14 protein-coding genes and 2 tRNA genes are annotated in these 17,604 nt (G+C 69.6%); 9 read left to right on the top strand and 7 right to left on the bottom strand.

Going from position 1 to position 17,604, the window contains the following annotated elements; translation table 11 throughout:
* Positions 1-8: 8 nt before the first annotated feature.
* Both ACNPQM_RS17805 and ACNPQM_RS17800 read right to left on the bottom strand, forming a co-directional pair.
* Positions 9-557 carry an NUDIX hydrolase gene (locus tag ACNPQM_RS17805; protein ID WP_418084761.1) on the bottom strand — a complete coding sequence of 183 codons (549 nt, stop codon included), beginning with the start codon at positions 555-557 and terminating at the stop codon, positions 9-11.
* Positions 554-1,987 (bottom strand): zinc-dependent metalloprotease, encoded by a 1,434-nt coding sequence (locus ACNPQM_RS17800; RefSeq protein ID WP_418084760.1) that lies wholly within the window; start codon positions 1,985-1,987, stop codon positions 554-556. Before ACNPQM_RS17800 ends, ACNPQM_RS17805 begins: the two co-directional genes overlap by 4 nt.
* A 190-nt stretch (positions 1,988-2,177) precedes the next feature.
* Here ACNPQM_RS17800 and ACNPQM_RS17795 point away from each other — a divergent pair, with 190 nt between their 5' ends.
* The 4 genes from ACNPQM_RS17795 (at position 2,178) to ACNPQM_RS17780 (ending at position 5,625) form a co-directional block, all read left to right on the top strand.
* Complete coding sequence (locus ACNPQM_RS17795; protein WP_358860472.1) at positions 2,178-3,320, top strand: SDR family oxidoreductase; 1,143 nt, start codon at positions 2,178-2,180, stop codon at positions 3,318-3,320.
* A gap of 309 nt (positions 3,321-3,629) precedes the next feature.
* Entirely contained in the window at positions 3,630-4,091 is a 462-nt protein-coding gene (locus tag ACNPQM_RS17790; RefSeq protein WP_418084759.1) for a molybdenum cofactor biosynthesis protein MoaE, read from the top strand.
* A gap of 127 nt (positions 4,092-4,218) precedes the next feature.
* Entirely contained in the window at positions 4,219-4,389 is a 171-nt protein-coding gene (locus tag ACNPQM_RS17785) for a hypothetical protein (protein WP_358859706.1), read from the top strand.
* 147 nt (positions 4,390-4,536) lie between these two features.
* Complete coding sequence (locus tag ACNPQM_RS17780; RefSeq protein ID WP_358859707.1) at positions 4,537-5,625, top strand: PDZ domain-containing protein; 1,089 nt, start codon at positions 4,537-4,539, stop codon at positions 5,623-5,625.
* 52 nt (positions 5,626-5,677) lie between these two features.
* Here the strand turns inward: ACNPQM_RS17780 and ACNPQM_RS17775 are convergent, their stop codons facing one another.
* Complete coding sequence (locus ACNPQM_RS17775; RefSeq protein WP_418084758.1) at positions 5,678-6,247, bottom strand: PPA1309 family protein; 570 nt, start codon at positions 6,245-6,247, stop codon at positions 5,678-5,680.
* 127 nt (positions 6,248-6,374) lie between these two features.
* On the opposite strand from ACNPQM_RS17775, the gene ACNPQM_RS17770 reads away from it, so the two are divergent.
* From ACNPQM_RS17770 to ACNPQM_RS17755, 4 genes are all read left to right on the top strand, one after another.
* Positions 6,375-9,236 carry a UPF0182 family protein gene (locus ACNPQM_RS17770; RefSeq protein ID WP_418084800.1) on the top strand — a complete coding sequence of 954 codons (2,862 nt, stop codon included), beginning with the start codon at positions 6,375-6,377 and terminating at the stop codon, positions 9,234-9,236.
* 54 nt (positions 9,237-9,290) lie between these two features.
* Positions 9,291-9,364: transfer RNA gene (locus ACNPQM_RS17765), tRNA-Met, on the top strand.
* A gap of 212 nt (positions 9,365-9,576) precedes the next feature.
* Positions 9,577-11,658, top strand: coding sequence for a sel1 repeat family protein (locus ACNPQM_RS17760; RefSeq protein WP_418084757.1), 2,082 nt, complete (start codon positions 9,577-9,579; stop codon positions 11,656-11,658).
* A 272-nt stretch (positions 11,659-11,930) separates the two neighbouring features.
* Positions 11,931-12,004, top strand: a tRNA-Met gene (locus tag ACNPQM_RS17755).
* A gap of 66 nt (positions 12,005-12,070) precedes the next feature.
* Here the strand turns inward: ACNPQM_RS17755 and ACNPQM_RS17750 are convergent.
* The 4 genes from ACNPQM_RS17750 to ACNPQM_RS17735 all read right to left on the bottom strand — a co-directional run bounded on the left by ACNPQM_RS17750 (position 12,071) and on the right by ACNPQM_RS17735 (position 15,894).
* Positions 12,071-13,216, bottom strand: coding sequence for an ABC transporter substrate-binding protein (locus ACNPQM_RS17750; protein WP_418084756.1), 1,146 nt, complete (start codon positions 13,214-13,216; stop codon positions 12,071-12,073).
* A 44-nt stretch (positions 13,217-13,260) separates the two neighbouring features.
* Positions 13,261-14,136, bottom strand: a complete 876-nt coding sequence (locus tag ACNPQM_RS17745) for an ABC transporter permease (protein ID WP_358859711.1) — start codon at positions 14,134-14,136, stop codon at positions 13,261-13,263.
* Positions 14,133-14,936 carry an ABC transporter ATP-binding protein gene (locus ACNPQM_RS17740; RefSeq protein WP_418084755.1) on the bottom strand — a complete coding sequence of 268 codons (804 nt, stop codon included), beginning with the start codon at positions 14,934-14,936 and terminating at the stop codon, positions 14,133-14,135. Before ACNPQM_RS17740 ends, ACNPQM_RS17745 begins: the two co-directional genes overlap by 4 nt.
* Positions 14,937-15,474: 538 nt before the next feature.
* Positions 15,475-15,894, bottom strand: coding sequence for a Fur family transcriptional regulator (locus tag ACNPQM_RS17735; RefSeq protein ID WP_418084754.1), 420 nt, complete (start codon positions 15,892-15,894; stop codon positions 15,475-15,477).
* Between the two features lie 151 nt (positions 15,895-16,045).
* On the opposite strand from ACNPQM_RS17735, the gene ACNPQM_RS17730 reads away from it, so the two are divergent.
* A complete protein-coding gene (locus ACNPQM_RS17730) occupies positions 16,046-17,515 on the top strand; it encodes a catalase (RefSeq protein ID WP_418084753.1) in 1,470 nt (489 codons plus the stop codon).
* The last annotated feature ends 89 nt before the right edge of the window (positions 17,516-17,604 follow it).

The following is a 17,604-nucleotide window of genomic DNA, read 5'->3' as shown; positions in this document are numbered from 1 at the left end:
CGGTACGGCTACCGGCCGCCTTCCAGCGCCGCGCGCGTACGTGCCACCAGCCGCACGACCGAGGTGTCGGCCACCTCGGCCACCTCGTCGTAGGCGAACCAGCGCAGATCCAGCGACTCGTCGCTGATCTCTTCCGTCGCGCCCGACGGCGCCAGCGCTGCGTACTGCACATCCAGATGCCAGTGGCAGGGCGCCGGGATCGGATGCCGGTCCAGCACCACCGGGCCGCCCGCCAGCAGCGTCAGACCGCTGATGCCGGACTCCTCGGTGGCCTCACGCAGCGCCGCGCCGGCCAGTGTGGCGTCCTCGGGTTCGCAGTGGCCGCCCATCTGCAGCCACATCTGCAGCTTCCGGTGCAGTGTCAGCAGCACCCGTCCGCGCTCCGGGTCGACGACCAGCGCGCTGGCTGTCAGATGCCCGGCCCCGCACGCCTTCCACATGCCGTCCGGATGCTGTGCCAGATGGTCGAGATAGGTCTGCCGCAGCTGCTCCTGATCAGCGTCGGCCCGGTCCTCGTAGCTCTTCAGTACGAGAACGGCGTCGTCGTACAGGCTCATCGGTCGGTGTCGTCCCTGCCGTCGCTGTCGCCGGTTTCCTCGCCCTTGTCGTCCGCGGGCTTCCGGGGACCCTTGGCGGCCTCGCCGAGCATCTTGTCCAGCTCGGAGAAGTCCAGCTGCTCGTGGTGCACGAACCCGTCCGGGTCGTCCAGGTCATGCGCGGTCGGCAGCATGTCCGGGTGCTCCCAGAGCGCGTCGCGCCCGTCGAGACCGCGCGCGTCCGTGAGCGACGCCCACAGCCGCGAGGCGTCCCGCAGCCGCCGCGGCCGCAGCTGCAGTCCGATCAGTGTGGCGAACGTCTGCTCGGCCGGGCCGCCGGAGGCACGGCGCCTGCGCATCGTCTCGCGCAGTGCGTCCGCCGAGGTCAGCCGGGACTTCGCGGCCTCGTGGACCACTGCGTCCACCCAGCCCTCGACCAGCGCGAGTGCCGTCTCCAGCCGGGCCAGCGCCGCCTTCTGCTCCGGTGTGTCCTCCGGCTGGAACATGCCCTGCTGAAGGGCGTCCTGAAGCTGCTCGGGCTGCGACGGGTCGAACTGGCCGACCACGTCCTCCAGCTTGCTGGTGTCGACCTTGATGCCGCGCGCGTATCCCTCGACAGCGCCGAACAGGTGCGAGCGCAGCCACGGCACATGGGCGAAGAGCCGCTGGTGGGCAGCCTCGCGCAGGGCGAGATAGAGGCGCACCTCGTCCTGCGGCACGCTCAGGTCCTTGCCGAACATCTCGACGTTCAACGGAAGGAGCGCGGCCTTGCCCGCCGGGCCGAGCGGCAGCCCGATATCGGTCGAACCGACCACTTCACCCGCCAGCACACCCACGGCCTGCCCGATCTGCTGACCGAACATCGCACCGCCCATCGACCTCATCATGCCGATCAGCGGGCCGGCCATGGCCTGCATCTCCTCGGGCAGCACATCGCCCATGGCCATGCCGACACGCTCCGCCACCGGGTCGACCAGCTTCTGCCAGGCGGGAAGGGACGCCTCGACCCACTCCGCGCGGCTCCATGCCACGGTCGAGACCGCACCGGAGGGCAGCGACGTCACGCCGTCCAGCCAGTGATCCGCCAGGCGCAGCGCCTCGTCGACCGCCGACCGCTCGGACGGGCCGACGCTCGCGTCCTTCGTTCCGTCCGGCGTGCCCTGCGAAACCGTCTGGCGGGCGATCTGCTTGGCCATGTCCCAGTTCACGGGACCGCCCTCGTAGCTCAGCATCTGGCCGAGCTGCTGGAAGGCGGCTCCCAGGTCGTTCGGGTTCATCGTGCCGAACATCGCCGCGAACGGGTTGTCCCCGCCCGCGCCCGGCCCGAAGCCGAACGGGTTCGCCGGCCCGCCCGAACCCTGCCCACCTCCGGTGGGGTCCTTCTTCTTGCCCTCGTCGCCGTTCTCCGGCTCCTCCGGCGGAAGGCCGAATCCGAATGGGGTGTCACTCACGGGTTTCCTCGGCTCGTAGGGCCGCCGGCTCGAACCGACGGCGACTGCCCGACATCACCATCCAGCGTAGACACCATGTCCGCTCAGGGCCTCAGTGCTCCGCCGGGTCCCGGCCTGCGGCAGGATGGACGCCACCTGGTACGTACGCGTCATTCGGGTACGTACTGAAGACAACCGCTGGAGACGCCCGGTGAGTTCCCCAGATCCTCAGGTTCGCGCAGCGCGAAACCTGGCCGACCCTTCGCACGAGAGCACGCCCTCGAAAAGCCGCTCCAAGGGCCGCGGCCCCGTCGTCGCGGTCACCGGCGCCGCGACCGGTGTCGGTGAGCTGCTCACCGCGCGCCTCGCGGCATCCGAGGAGATCAAGCAGGTCATCGCCATCGACGAGCGCCGGGGCGAGGTCTCCGATGCGACCTGGCACATTCTCGACGTGCGCGACCCCGCCATCGCCGAGAAACTGCGTGGCGCAGACGTCGTCGTCCATCTGGCACTCGATCTCGACCTGGAGACCGACCCCGCCGCCCGTACCGCGTACAACGTCCGCGGCACCCAGACCGTGCTGACGGCCGCCGCGGCCGCCGGAGTCCACCGGGCGGTGCTCTGCACCTCGGCGATGGTCTACGGGGCGCTGCCCGACAACGACATCCCGCTCGCCGAGGACGCAGAGCTGCGCGCCACGGCCGAGGCCACCGGTGTCGGTGACCTTCTGGAGATCGAACGGCTCGGCCGCCGCGCACCTCGTGCCCACCCCGGGCTCAATGTCACCGTGGTCCGCCCCACCGTTCTGGTCGGCGGTACGGACACGGCGCTGACCCGCTACTTCGAGTCGCCGCGCCTCCTCGTCGTCGCCGGATCGCGCCCCGCCTGGCAGTTCTGCCACGTCGACGACCTGGTCACAGCCCTCGAGTACGCCGCACTGGAGAAGATCGACGGGGAGTTCGCAGTCGGCTGTGACGGCTGGCTGGAGCAGGAGGAGGTCGAGGAGCTCAGTGGTGTACGCCGGATGGAGCTGCCCTCCGCCGTCGCCCTCGGCGCCGCAGCACGGCTGCACCGGATCGGTCTCACCCCGTCCCCGGCGGGTGACCTCGCATACACGATGCACCCCTGGGTGGTCAGTGTGAGCCGACTGCACGACGTCGGCTGGCGTCCCCGGTGGACCAACGAGGAGGTGCTCGCCGCTCTCCTCGAAGAGGTCGAGGGCCGCCACACCGTCGCCGGACGCCGGCTCGGCCGGAAGGATGCCACCGCTGCCGGTGCCGCCGGTGCGACCGTCGCGCTGCTCGGCACCGCCGCCCTGGTCCGTCGCGCCCGCAAGGCGCGCCGTCGCATCTAGGGCGTGTTTCGAAAGTCCCGCCTGCCGGGCGGCGTCCGGCACGCATGCTCGCCGCGTTGTCGGGCTCGCCCCGATACGACCGGTATCGGGGCGACCCTCCGCCTTGCGAGCGCACGCACCGGACGCCGCCCCGCCCGCCCGCTCGCACCGGACGACGCTCCTCATGGGGCAGACATCGCCGGTCACAGCACGGGGGTCTTTCGTTCGGATCATGCCGGGCGGGTCTGTAGAAGGCTCCAAGGCTGTCGACGGTCCGCCGGTGGAAAGGGCTATTCCGCGATCTCGGCGCGGTACGGCACGATGGGCGGCATGGCACCCACCCACGACCACCCCGGTGAGCAGGCAGCGCAGGACCCGATCCGGCTGCTGGAAATCCGTGAGACACCGTTGTCGGTCGACGAGATCTTCCGCGCCGTCGGGGACGACGCCGCGGGCGGCACCGCGCTCTTCGTCGGCACGGTGCGCAATCACGACGGCGGACAGGACGTCGGCGCGCTGGGCTACTCCTGCCATCCGACGGCGCAGGACGAGATGCGCCGGGTGGCCGAGAAGGTCGCGGCCGAGTTCCCGGTCCGGGCGCTTGCGGCAGTACACCGTGTGGGTGAACTGAAGGTGGGAGATCTGGCTGTCGTCGTCGCCGTCTCCTGCCCGCACCGCGCGGAGGCGTTCGCGGCGTGTCGCAAGCTCATCGACGATCTCAAACACGAGGTTCCGATCTGGAAACACCAGCGGTTTTCCGACGGCACGGAGGAGTGGGTCGGCGCCTGCTGAGCTCAAACCCAATCGGCGGTCATCCGCCCCGATTTGCGTAACCGCACCCCTGCCATGAGCGTTGGATCTGCAGATGGCTAATCTGCTGATCGGCGGTTGCGGTCGCTCATGCGGTAGGGAGGTCGTCATGGCAGCACTTGCCTGGTTGCTGATTCCGCTTTTCGCTGCTCTCGGCGCTGCGATATGGGGGAGCTGGGCCACCAGAAATCGCACGACCGGCGATGTCACCGAACTCGCCGGGTATGCCCGGTTCCGTGAGGCGATGGAGAAATCTCACTCCGGTTCCGACGCTGCCTGAGGCAGCACCATACGTACGCAGCTGCCGATCCGCATCGCGGCGCCGGCTGCCCCCCACGCCGATCGGCGCAGCACCTCACCTGGCCCTCCGCCCCTTACGGACCGGCCCCGGCGGTGCACTGACAGACCCTTCCCGTACTGTCGTTCCATGCCACGCCGCACCGCGACGATGCTCGCCTCCACGCTGATCCTCATCGCGCTGCTCTGCGCGGGCGTGCTGATGAAAGTGCCGTACTCGGAGATGTCCCCCGGTCCGACGGTGAACACGCTCGGCAAGGTCGATGGAGAACCAGTCCTGCAGATCTCCGGGCACAAGACGTACAAGACGTCCGGCAACCTTAATATGACGACGGTGCGGGTCACGGGCGCCGACTACAACATGAACCTCGTCGAGGCCGTCTACGGCTGGCTCGCCCACGACAGTGTCGTCGTCCCGCACGACACGCTGTATCCGAACGGCAAGACCGAGCAGCAGTCGACGCAGGAGAACGCCGAGGAGTTCAGCCAGTCCCAGGAGAGCGCCAAGGTCGCCGCCCTGAACGAACTGGGCATCCCGGTGACCTCGCGCGTCGTGGTCTCCACGGTGATCAAGGGCAGCCCCGCGCAGGGCAAGCTGCACGCGGGCGACGTGATCAAGGCGGTCGACGGTACGGCCGTCAGACAGCCCGAGGACGTCGCGAAGCTCGTCACCAAGCACAAGCCCGGTGAGAATGTCACGTTCACGGTGATCCCGGCCAAGACGGCGGCCGCCGCCGAGAAGGCCGGCAAGGAGCCGCAGGGTTCCGAGAAGATCACCATCACGACGGCGAAGGCGGCCAAGGAGAACCGGGCGATCGTCGGCATCCAGGCCGGGACGGATCACACGTTCCCGTTCCGGATCGACATCAAGCTCGCCGATGTCGGCGGCCCGAGTGCCGGTCTGATGTTCTCCCTGGGCATCGTCGACAAGCTGACGCCCGGCCAGCTGACCGGCGGCAAGTTCATCGCGGGCACCGGCACCATCGACGACCAGGGCAAGGTCGGCCCGATCGGCGGCATCACCATGAAGCTGGTCGGCGCGCGCAACGCGGGCGCCAGGTACTTCCTGACGCCGGCCGACAACTGCAGGGCCGCCGCGTCCGACACCCCCAGGGGGCTCACACTCGTGAAGGTCAAGACGATCGACGACGCGAAGAAGTCGCTGGAGCAGATCCGCACGGGGGACACGGCCGCTCTGCCGAGCTGCTCGGCAGGCTGACCGCGCCCCCACGGGGACGGCGGGCGCGATGTTGCCCGTCGTGGCAGGACTCTCAGGACTCGAACGTGGCTGCCAGCGCGTCGGCCAGCCCCGGTACCAGACCTGCGCCGGTCAGGACCTCGCTCGCGGAGTCCTTCTCGCGGAGCCGTACGGCGGACTCCCGCGCACCGTTGCGCAGAACGGCCACGGTCATCCGCACCTCCTGCCGGTCGGGGTGCCGGGCGACCCACTTCGTCAGCTGGGCGTCACTGAGCCCGTCCGGCACGGAGGCCTCGGCGGACGGCGGCAGCATCAGGCGCTCCACCGTCAACGCGCATCCGGCCACGGCGTCGGGCCAGGCAATGGTGGCGAGGAACTCGTCCAGCGCCTTTCCGCGGGGGATCTCCTCCTGCTCGATCGGGGTGAGTACGGCGGTCGTCGACTCCGGGCTGTCGAGACCGAGCTGGGCGGCGAGCCCCGGTTCCTGGGCGCGCAGCTTGGCGGTGTCGACGAGAGCGAAGAGCCGGGCGGGCTGGTCCCAGCCGAGGCCGGCGGCGTACTCGTCGATTTCGAGCACGGCGACGGTGAGGGGGCTTGCGGCCATCGGGGGGCCTGAGGGGGAAACGTTGGGCATGTCCAACATCCTGCCTCCTTCCGCCCCGGTAACGGGAACTAGGTAAAGCCTCAGTAAGTTGCATAGGTGGGCTCTACGATCGCTGGGCCCGTTTCACACGACCGCGAACTTCGAGGTGCGCACGTTGGCTTTCCAGATGCCGGACCGCGGCGGAGGCCCGACCGGGCCACGGATCAGAGTCGGCCGCCCGTCCCGGCGCGCCCGTACCCTGCTCATGACACTCGGCGTCCTGGCGATTCTCGCCATGGCGTTCGTCATGTTCGCCGGGTTCTGGACGGACTGGCTCTGGTACCGGTCGGTCGCATATTCGTCCGTCTTCACCACCACCCTGTGGACCAAGATCGGGCTGTTCCTCGTCTTCGGACTGCTGATGGCGATCGCTGTCGGCCTGAACATCTGGCTCGCGCACCGGCTCCGGCCGCCGCTGAGCGCGATGTCCCTGGAGCAGCAGAGCCTGGACCGCTACCGGATGAGCGTCGCCCCGTACAAGAGGTGGGTACTGCTCGCGGTCACCGCGCTCATCGGGCTGATCGCCGGAGCGTCCGCATCGGGCCAGTGGCGCACGTGGCTGATGTACGTGAACGGCGTGGCGTTCGGGCAGAAGGACCCCCAGTTCCATCTGGATGTCTCCTTCTACGCCTTCGACCTTCCGTGGTACCGCTTCCTGCTGGGCTTCGGCTTCGCGGCCACGGTGCTCTCGCTGATCACCGCCGCGCTGACCCACTACCTGTACGGCGGGCTCCGCATCACCAGTCCCGGCGCGCGGGCGACCGGCGCGGCCACCGGCCATCTGTCGGTGCTGCTCGGCGTCTTCGTCTCGCTGAAGGCCGTGGCGTACTGGCTCGACCGGTACGGGCTGGCGGTGAAGTCCAGCGACTTCAAGGCGACGGACAACTGGACGGGCCTGCGGTACGTCGACGCCAACGCCTATCTGCCGGCGAAGACGATCCTGTTCTGCATCGCCGCGATCTGCGCAGTGCTGTTCTTCGCGACGCTGTGGCGCCGCACCTGGCAGCTCCCGATGATCGGCTTCGGTCTGATGGTGCTCTCCGCGATCCTGATCGGCGGGCTGTACCCGGCGATCGTGCAGAAGTTCCAGGTCCAGCCGAACGAGCAGGCCAAGGAAGCGCCGTTCATCCGGAAGAACATCCAGGCGACGCGTGAGGCGTACGACATCGACAACGCCCGGGTGACCGACTACTCGGGCAAGAGCACCACGACGGACGACGCCAAGCTGCGCGCGAGCGCGGACGACGCCGCGAGCTACCGGGTGATGGACCCCAACGTCGTCTCCCCGGCCTTCCAGCAGCTCCAGCAGAAGCGGAACTACTACCAGTTCCCCAAGACTCTGGACGTCGACCGCTACAAGGACGCCGCCGGCAAGGACCAGGACACGGTCATCGGTCTGCGCGAGCTCAACCTGGACGGCATCCCCAAGCGCAACTGGATCAACGACCACTTCACGTACACCCACGGCTACGGCGCCATCGCCGCGCGGGGCACCACGACGGGCAAGAACCCGAAGGGGTCCCCGGACTTCACCGAGTCGGGTCTGCCGACCACCGGTGAGCTCGGCACGTACCGGCAGCAGATCTACTACGGCGAAAAGACCGAGCAGTACTCCATCGTCGGCGGGCCCCAGAAGGAGCTCGACTACGAGGAGGACGGCGAGAAGACCACCAGTTACAAGGGCAACAGCGGGGTCAGCCTCTCCAACGCGTTCAACCGCGCTGCGTACGCGGTCTCGTTCAGCGAGCCGCAGATCCTCTACTCGGGGGCCATCGGCGAGGGCTCGCGGATCCTCTACAACCGCACGCCCAAGGAGCGCGTCGAGGCGGTCGCCCCGTGGTTGACCATCGACGGCGACGCGTACCCGGCGGTGGTGAACCACCGCATCCAGTGGGTCGTCGACGCGTACACCACCACCAACGGGTACCCGTACGCCTCGCGCACGACGCTCGGTGACACCACGGCCGACTCGCTGACCACCAATCAGCGCGCGGTCGTCGCCCAGCAGAATCAGGTCAACTACATCCGCAACTCTGTGAAGGCCACCGTCGACGCGTACGACGGCAAGGTCACGCTGTACGAGTGGGACACCAAGGACCCGGTCCTCAAGACCTGGCGCAAGGCGTTCCCCGGGACGGTGAAGCCACGGGGTGACATCCCCCAGGACCTGATGGCCCACCTGCGGTACCCGCAGGACCTGTTCAAGGTGCAGCGCGAGCTGCTCACCCGCTACCACGTCACCAACCCCGCACAGTTCTACAGCGGCAGCGACGCGTGGCAGGTCCCGGACGACCCGACGAACAAGGAGTCCGGCGCCGTCCCGCCGTACTACCTGAGCATAAAGATGCCGGATCAGCCGGCCCAGAAGTTCTCGCTGACCACCACGTTCACCCCGAAGGGGCGGCCCGACCTCGGGGCGTTCATGGCGGTGGACGCAGATGCGGCCAGCAAGGACTACGGCACCATACGTTTGCTCAGAGTCACCACGACGGTGAAGGGCCCCGGGCAGGTGCAGAGCGAGCTCAACGGCAACGACGATGTCGCCGAGTTCGTGAGAAACCTCAAGGGAACCGACTCCGACATCGAGTACGGCAACCTGCTGACGGTGCCGCTCGACGGGGGCTTCCTCTACATCGAGCCGGTCTACACGCGCGGTGGCACGCAGAACTACCCGCTGCTGCGCAAGGTGGCTGCCTCGTACGGTTCGAAGACCGTCTTCGAGAACAGCCTCGGGGAGGCGCTCAACGCGGTCTTCGGGGTGGAGGGCACCGAAACCACGCAGCCGCCGGGCGAGACCACGAAGCCACCTGCGACCACCGGCGACGCCGCGCTCAAGCAGGCGATCGCGGATGCGCAGAAGGCCTATGCGGAGGGTGAGGCAGCCCTGAAGAAGCAGGACTGGACTGCCTACGGCAAGGCCCAGGCCGATCTGCAGGACGCGCTGAAGCGTGCGGCGGCGGCCGCGCCCAAGGCGGACAAGGGCAGCTGAGCAGTTGCCGGTAAAGCCCCACCTCCGCGTCGTGGTACGGTTTGAACACAACGACGCGGGGTGGAGCAGCTCGGTAGCTCGCTGGGCTCATAACCCAGAGGTCGCAGGTTCAAATCCTGTCCCCGCTACTGAAAGACGAAGGCCCGGATTCTTTCGAGGATCCGGGCCTTCGTCGTGCCGTGAAACTTTCCCATGTGGTGGGCGTGAAGTGCGGTTCGCAGGGCACGAGTTGGGTCCAGACGTGTTTGACTTATCTCTCTGTGGGCATGTCGACAAAACGCTGAAGTGACCTCACTGGCCGCGGTATACGAGGTGTACGCGGGTTGCAGGTGGTGGGACGATGGTATTTATGGGGGACAGGGCAACTCTGTTGGAGACAGGGCGGTTTGTGCAGCGGCACGTCCATGGGGTGGAAAACGTGACGGACGCGGCTTTTGTCGCTGACGCTGCGAGTATCACCGTGACCGTTGAGAACACCGAGACCGTTGAAGGTGTCGAGGTCGCGGGGGCGGCCGGGACCATGGGAGCCGCCAGGACCATGGCGGCTTCCGACGAGGCCGAGAGCACGGAGAGTGCCGAGACCGAAGCGCGGCACCGCCGCGCCGCCGACGCCGGGGACACCGCGTCCATGAGCGTCCTCGGCGCCCTGCTGCTGCGCCGTGGTGATCTGAACGGCGCCGAGCCCTATCTGCGGGGGGCCACGGCCGACGGCGACCGGGCCGCCGCCAACAACCTGGGTGTTCTTCTCCACCAGCGCGGCTATGCCGACGAGGCGGCCGGCTGGTGGCGTATCGCCGCCGTCGCCGGTTCCGCCGCCGCCGCGCACGCCCTGGGCCGCCACTACCGCGAGCGCGGCGACGAGCCCGGCGCCGAGTACTGGCTGCGCCAGTCTGCCGAGCAGGGCCATGCACTGGGCGCGTACGCCCTTGCCGACCTGCTGGAACACCGCAGCGACGTCGGTGCCGAGCGCTGGTTGCGCGCCGCAGCCGAGCAGGGCCACCGCGAGGCTGCCTACCGCCTGGCACGCGCCCTGGAGCGCAGGGCCGCCGCCGACCGGCACGACGCGTTCGGCCGTCCCGGAGCGGACGCGGGGCTCGGGATGGGCATGGGGCCCGGTCCGGGGGCGGCCGGTGGTCCAGTGACCGGTACACGTAAGGCGGGTGGGACCGCCGCACGCAAGGACGACGGGCCCGTGACCGGTTCCGCCACCGGGCAGGTCGGTGAGGCCGAGCAGTGGTACCGGCAGGCCGCCGCGCGTGGACACCGTCGCGCCGCCCTGCATCTCGGCGCCATCCTTGAACGGCGCGGCGAGCTCAAGGAGGCCGGCCGCTGGTACCTCACCTCCGCCAAGGACGGCGAGGCACGGGCCGCCTGCGCGCTCGGATTCCTGCTGCGCGATGCGGGCGACGAGGAGAGCGCCGCCGTGTGGTGGCTGCGCGCCGCCCAGGACGGTGACGGCAACGCCGCCAACGCCCTGGGTGCCCTGCACGCCGCCCGCGGTGAGCAGCAGACCGCCGAGCGCTGGTACCGCGCCGCCATGAACGCGGGCGACGTCAACGGCGCGTACAACCTCGGACTGCTGTGCGCCGCCCAGGACCGTACGCCGCAGGCCGAGCAGTGGTACCGCCGTGCGGCCTACGCCGGTCATCGCGAAGCCGCCAACGCGCTGGCCGTACTCCTGCTCCAGGCGGGGGACGCGACCGGTGCGGAGCCCTGGTTCTCCAAAGCCGCCGAGGCGGGCAGCGTCGACGCCGCCTTCAACCTCGGCATCCTGCACGCAGGGCGCGACGAGGACCGGGCGGCGCTCAGCTGGTACGAGCGGGCCGCCGCCGCCGGGCACACGGAGGCGGCGCTCCAGGTCGGCATGGCGCTGCTGCACCACGGCGAGGAGCAGGAGGCCGAGCGTCACCTTCGCTGCGCCGCGGGCGGCGGCAGCGCCGAGGCCGCCTTCCGGCTGGCCGGGGTGCTGGACTCGCGGCAGCCGCCGCCGGGACCGCCCGCGCTCGGCGAGCCGATGCCGGAGAAGACCGAGTGCGAGGAGTGGTACGAGCGGGCCGCCGAGCAGGGGCACCGCCGTGCCCAGGTTCGCGTCGGCATGCTCGCCGCCGCTCGCGGCGATGCGGACAGCGCCGCCCGCTGGTACCGCGAGGCGGCCGAGGCGGGCAGCCGCAACGGGGCCTTCAACCTCGGGCTGCTCCTCGCCCGCGAGGGCAGCGAGCGCGAGGCCGCGTTGTGGTGGAGCCGCGCCGCGAACGACGGGCACGGGCGGGCCGCGCTGCGCCTCGCCCTGCTCGCCGCCCGCCGCGGCGAGCTCACCGAGGGACAGCGCTGGTGCGCCCGGGCGGTCGAGCTGGGCCCCGCGGAGGTCGCCGAGCGGGCAGCACGGCTGCGTGAGGCGCTGCACCAGGAGCTGACCGCGTAGGGGAGCACCACGGGCGCGGTGCGGGGCGTGGCGCCGGAGCTGGCGTTCCGCCCGCCCGAGCCGGCGCAGGGCCGCCGGGCATGCGGCACGGCACGGGGATGTGCCGGCGGGCCCGTCGCCGTGCCGCGGTCAGCCCCGTCACCCGCGATCCCTGCCCGAGCCCCCGGCTCCGTGTGCGGGGCCGGTACGCCGGGTCTCCGCGGGCCGCCGCCCCATCCAGCGGAAACGGATTTGCGCTGGTCGGGGGTGTCACGTAATGTTGTGTTCACCGACGCGGGGTGGAGCAGCTCGGTAGCTCGCTGGGCTCATAACCCAGAGGTCGCAGGTTCAAATCCTGTCCCCGCTACTGAAGGCAGAGGGCCGGATCCTTTTACAGGGATCCGGCCCTCTGTTCATGTCCGGGGCCTTCGCCTCAAAGCGTGTGGCCCACCGCCTCCCCGTACATCGCCCGGTCGACGGCCTTCTCCTCCGGCACCGGCTTGCCGGCCGAGACACCCGCGTCGCGGTAGGCCTGCTGCAGGCGGTCCGTTGTGCCCTTCCGGATCTCCCAGTCCATTCGCATCGACGGAGTCGACCGCAGCGTTGCCTCGTCGATCTTCATCAGCTTCGCCAGTTCCGCGACGAAGGCGGGATCGGACTTGTAGTCACCGGAGAAGTAGGTGTTCACCGTGCGGATGTAGGCGCGGAGGAAGGCGACGCCCGCGTCCGGGTCCTCGGTCAGCAGCGTCGGGCCGAAGAGCAGGCCGCCGAGCGGTTCGCCGACCGGCTGGCCGCCGAGGAACGCATACTTCTTGTCGCCGTCGACCTTCCGCCAGACCGGGTCGAGCAGCCAGGCGGAGTCCACGCCCCCGTTCTGCAGAGCGGTCAGCACATCCGCCGAGCCGAGCTGCTGAAAGCTGATCTTGTCGAGCCCGCCGCCGTGCTTCTTCAGCGATGTGTCCATCGGGTATGCGATGACCGACCCCTTGCCGATCATGGTGCCCATCTTCCGGCCCGCCATGTCGACGTGACCGGCGCTCTCGCCGTCCTTGAGGCGGACCCACAGTCCGCTCTTCGAGGTCGGGTCGGGGGAGAAGTTCCCCGCCACCCACTTGATGTCGAAGCCGCCGTTGATGCCGTTCATCACGGCCGCTTCGGGGGCCGCCCACTGGGCGTCGACATCGCCCTTGGCAAGCAGCGGCAGGGCGTCCGGGGTGGGGAGCACCCTCAGTTCGACAGTCAGGCCTTCCTTCGCGAACTCGCCCTTCGAGACGGCGACCTGGAGCGGAGCAACGTACTCCGCGCTCAGGGTGCCGGTCGCGACGGTGATCTTCCGCTTCTTCGCCAGCGGCTGCGCGGCGGGCGCGCCCTTGTCGCAGCGGGCAGGTTCCCGGTCCGGTGCCAGATCGGCCGGGTCGGTCCAGCTGCCCGTACCGCAGCCCGTGACGGGCTTGACGGTGCGTGGCGCGGCAGCGGCGCCGGTGTCGTCGCGGGAGTCGTTCCCGGCGCAGCCCGCCGCGGCGAGCAGTGCTGCCGCGACGAGCGCGACGGTGCGGGTGAGAGGGGTACGTGTACGCACAGTGCCTCCGTACGGGGAACTCGATGGAGCAGGGTCGGTGCCGTTCACGACCGGCCGCGGCCGTGGTCGCGCGGCGCCCACGGGGTGAGCAGCCGTCCGGCGATCCGCACCACTTCGGAGAAGACGACGCCGAGTACCGCCACGCAGACGATGCCGACGAACATCACGTCGTTCTGGAACAGCGCCCGGGAGTCGAAGATCAGATGCCCGAGCCCGTCCGCCGCGGCGATCTGCTCGGACGCCACGATCACCAGGACCGCCACCCCCGCCGCGATCCGTGCGCCGACCAGCACCGCGGGCAGCGAGGCGGGCAGCAGCACATGCCGGAACATCTGCCAGGGCGAGGCGCCGAAGACCTGGCCGGCGTCGCGGTGACCCGCCGGGACGGCGAGGACGGCAGCCATGGTGGAGATCCAGACGAAGAAGAAGACCGTGGCGGCGACCAGCGCGAGCTGCGGCCCCTCGCCGAGGCCGAACATATTGAGGAAGACCGGCAGCAGAGCCAGCTTCGGTACGACGTACAGGGCATCGAGCAACGGTTCCAGCGCGGCTCGTACGAGGGAGAGCGCCCCCATCAGCAGGCCGAGCGCGTATCCGGTGACGGTGCCGATCGCGTAGCCGCCGAGGACCCGTTTGAGCGTGGCCCACACATCGGGCCACAGCTCGCCGTCGGCCGCACGGCCCCAGCCGTCCGCGAGGATGGTGGACGGGGCCGGATAGACCCGGTCGTCGATCCAGGACTGTGCGGCGGCCAGCTGCCAGAGCAGGACGAGGAGCAGGGGTACGGCGACGGCGAGGGCCAGCTCCAGGGCGCGACGTTTGCGGTGGGTGCGTACGGGATGCAGCTCCTGCGGGCCCGGCCTGCGCACCAGGACGGCCCCACCGCCTTCCTGACGTGCGTGTTTCACGGCTGTGCTCATGCCGGGGCCACCTCTCTGCGGACCTCGCTGCGCAGCAGCTCCCACAACTCGCTCTTCAGCGCGGTGAATTCGGGCGCCGAACGGACGTCGCCGATGCGCGGCCGGGCGAACGGCGGTCGGCGCTCGGCGATGATCCGGCCCGGCCTGGCGGACATCACCAGCACCCGGTCGCCGAGCACGATCGCCTCCTCCAGGCTGTGGGTGATGAAGAGCGTGGTGGTACGGGTGGTCTGGGTGAGGTCCAGCAGTTCGTCCTGCAGGATCGTCCGCAACTGGGCATCGAGCGCCGCGAACGGCTCGTCCATCAGCAGGAGTTCGGGTTCGACCGTGAGGGCGCGGGCGATGGCGACGCGCTGCCGCATCCCGCCGGAGAGTGCAGCGGGGTAGGCGCCGGCGAATTCCGCGAGCCCCATTCGGGCGAGCCAGTCGCGCGCCCTGGCGTCGCCCTCCCTGCGCGGCACGCGCTGGATGTCGAGGCCGAACCGGACGTTCGCGAGGACGGTCTTCCAATCGTGGATCCCGTAGTCCTGGAAGATCATCGCGGCCGGGCGGGGTGATGCCGTACGGATGGACAGTTCGCCCGCGCTGGGGCGGAGCAGTCCGGCGGCGATCCTCAGCAGCGTGGACTTCCCGCAGCCGGACGGGCCGACGATGCAGGTGAACTCACCCGGCGCGATGTCGAGATCGACCGGGCCGAGGGCGGTGAGGGTCTTGGCGCCGCGCCCGAACGAACGGGTGAGCGCCTGTGCCCGGAGCTTGGGGGCGGCGGGTGGTGGTGTGCTCGGGTGCGGATCTCCCACGGGTCTCTCCTCGTGCGGTCGAGGTGTGGATCCGCCGCGGGGCGGACGCGATCGCCGCCGACGATATGATGACCCGTCAGTTTCGGGAAGGGGGTGCGCGCGGGATGGGTGTGCCGCACACCTGGTCCCCCGGGACCAAGGTTCCGGGCGCACCTGTGGCAGTTTGTCCGAGGGTTCGGCCGGCCGCCGCCGGTGGACGAGCCCGGCGCGGCGGAGCTCGCGTCCGGGAACGCCGGCGTTCGCCGCTCGCTGCTGCGGGATCCGCCTGATCGGCGACCGGGGAGGAGGCAGCCGGCGCAGGAGCGGCGGCAGGCGGGTGCTCGTTCGTGCAGGACCGGGCCGTCCCTCATCGGGGAGTCGGCGACCCCGATCATGGCGCTGCGGTCGATGCGCAACTCCTCGCCGGCCATCTGTCGGGCGCCGGGGCCGAGCGGCGGGCATCGTCGGCACCAGGTGCGGTCCGGTGCTCAGGTCCTGGGGTGCCGGCATGCGAAAGGCCCGGTGCGAGTGTCGCTCGCACCGGGCCTTTCACTTTGTCTCAGGCCGTTGCCGCGCAGTTCGGGCAGACGCCGCGGTACGTCACCTCGACACCGGAGACCGTGAAGCCGAAGCGCTCGTCTGCCGACAGGTCCGCCAGCGGATCGCCCGCCGGGTGCACGTCACGGATGGTGCCGCACCGGGCGCAGACCAGGTGGTGGTGGGGGCGGTGCGCGTTCGGGTCGTACCGCTTCGCTCGGCGATCCGTGGAGACCTCGATGACCTCGCCGAGGGTGACCATCTCACCGAGCGTGTTGTAGACGGTGGCGCGGGAGATCTCCGGCAGTTTGGCGACGGCCCGGGCGTGGACCTCGTCGGCTGTCAGGTGCACATGGTCCCCGTCGAGGACTTCGGCCACGACGCGCCGCTGCGCAGTCATGCGCCAGCCGCGTCCGCGGAGCCGTTCCAACAGGTCACTCATGGAATCAAGCCTAACAGTGAGGGGGCCCTGGTCCCGAACAGGTGTGACTTTAGATGCTCGCTTGACTTGGACTTAGTCCATTGTAGGATCGGAACCGGCATACGCCAAGGGACAGGCTGTGCGGACATCAGGGCATGACGGATGTGCAGGAATGACGCAGGAGGCGCACGTGACGCAGGGACCGCTCACCACGGAGGCCGGCGCGCCGGTCGCCGACAACCAGAACAGTCAGACCGCGGGCGTCGGCGGGCCGGTCCTGGTGCAGGACCAGTCGCTGCTGGAGAAGCTCGCGCATTTCAACCGTGAGCGCATTCCGGAGCGCATCGTGCACGCCCGCGGCGCCGGTGCGTACGGCACGTTCACGCTGACCCGCGACGTCTCGCAGTGGACGCGGGCGAAGTTCCTCTCCGAGGTCGGCAAGCAGACCGAGACGTTCCTGCGCTTCTCCACCGTCGCGGGCAACCTCGGCTCCGCCGACGCGGTGCGTGACCCCCGCGGCTTCGCGCTGAAGTTCTACACCGAAGAGGGCAATTACGACCTCGTCGGCAACAACACCCCGGTGTTCTTCATCAAGGACGCCATCAAGTTCCCGGACTTCATCCACACCCAGAAGCGCGACCCGTACACCGGCTCGCAGGAGGCGGACAACGTCTGGGACTTCTGGGGTCTGTCGCCCGAGTCCACCCACCAGGTGACCTGGCTCTTCGGTGACCGCGGCATCCCGGCCACGCTGCGTCACATGAACGGGTACGGTTCGCACACCTACCAGTGGAACAACGAGGCCGGCGAGGTCTTCTGGGTCAAGTACCACTTCAAGACCGACCAGGGCATCAAGAACCTCACCCAGGCCGAGGCGAACAAGCTCGCCGGCGAGGACCCGGACAGCCACCAGCGCGATCTCCGCGAGGCGATCGAGCGCGGCGACTTCCCGTCCTGGACCGTACAGGTCCAGATCATGCCCGCGTCCGAGGCGGCCACCTACCGCTTCAACCCGTTCGACCTCACCAAGGTGTGGCCGCACGCGGACTACCCGCCGATCGAGATCGGGAAGCTGGAGCTCAACCGCAACCCGGAGAACATCTTCGCGGAGACCGAGCAGTCGATCTTCAGCCCCGCACACTTCGTGCCGGGCATCGGCCCGTCCCCGGACAAGATGCTCCAGGGCCGCCTCTTCGCCTACGGCGACGCCCACCGGTACCGCGTCGGCATCAACGCCGACCACCTGCCGGTGAACCGCCCGCACGCCACCGAGGCGCGGACGAACAGCCGGGACGGCTACCTGTACGACGGCCGCCACAAGGGTGCGAAGAACTACGAGCCCAACAGCTTCGGCGGCCCGGTCCAGACCGGCCGTCCGCTGTGGGAGCCCACCACGGTCACCGGTGAGATCGGTACGCACGAAGCCCCGAGCCACGCCGAGGACAATGACTTCGTGCAGGCCGGAAACCTCTACCGGCTCTACTCCGAGGACGAGAAGGCGCGCCTGATCGACAACCTCGCCGGGTTCATCGCCAAGGTTTCGCGCGACGACATCGCCGAGCGCGCGACCAACAACTTCCGTCAGGCCGACGAAGACTTCGGCAAGCGGCTGGAAGCGGCGGTCCAGGCCCTGCGCGCCTAGAAGATTCATGAAGATCTTGGGGTTCTGGCCCCGCCGCGTGAGCGGCGGGGCCAGACTCGTTTTCGTGGTGATGGGGGAATGGGTCGGGG

The organism is Streptomyces sp. NPDC056231 (assembly GCF_048270745.1).
GTDB lineage: Bacteria > Actinomycetota > Actinomycetes > Streptomycetales > Streptomycetaceae > Streptomyces.
Note: the sequence above shows the minus strand (reverse complement) of the source record. Positions and strands in the feature narration are given on the sequence as shown.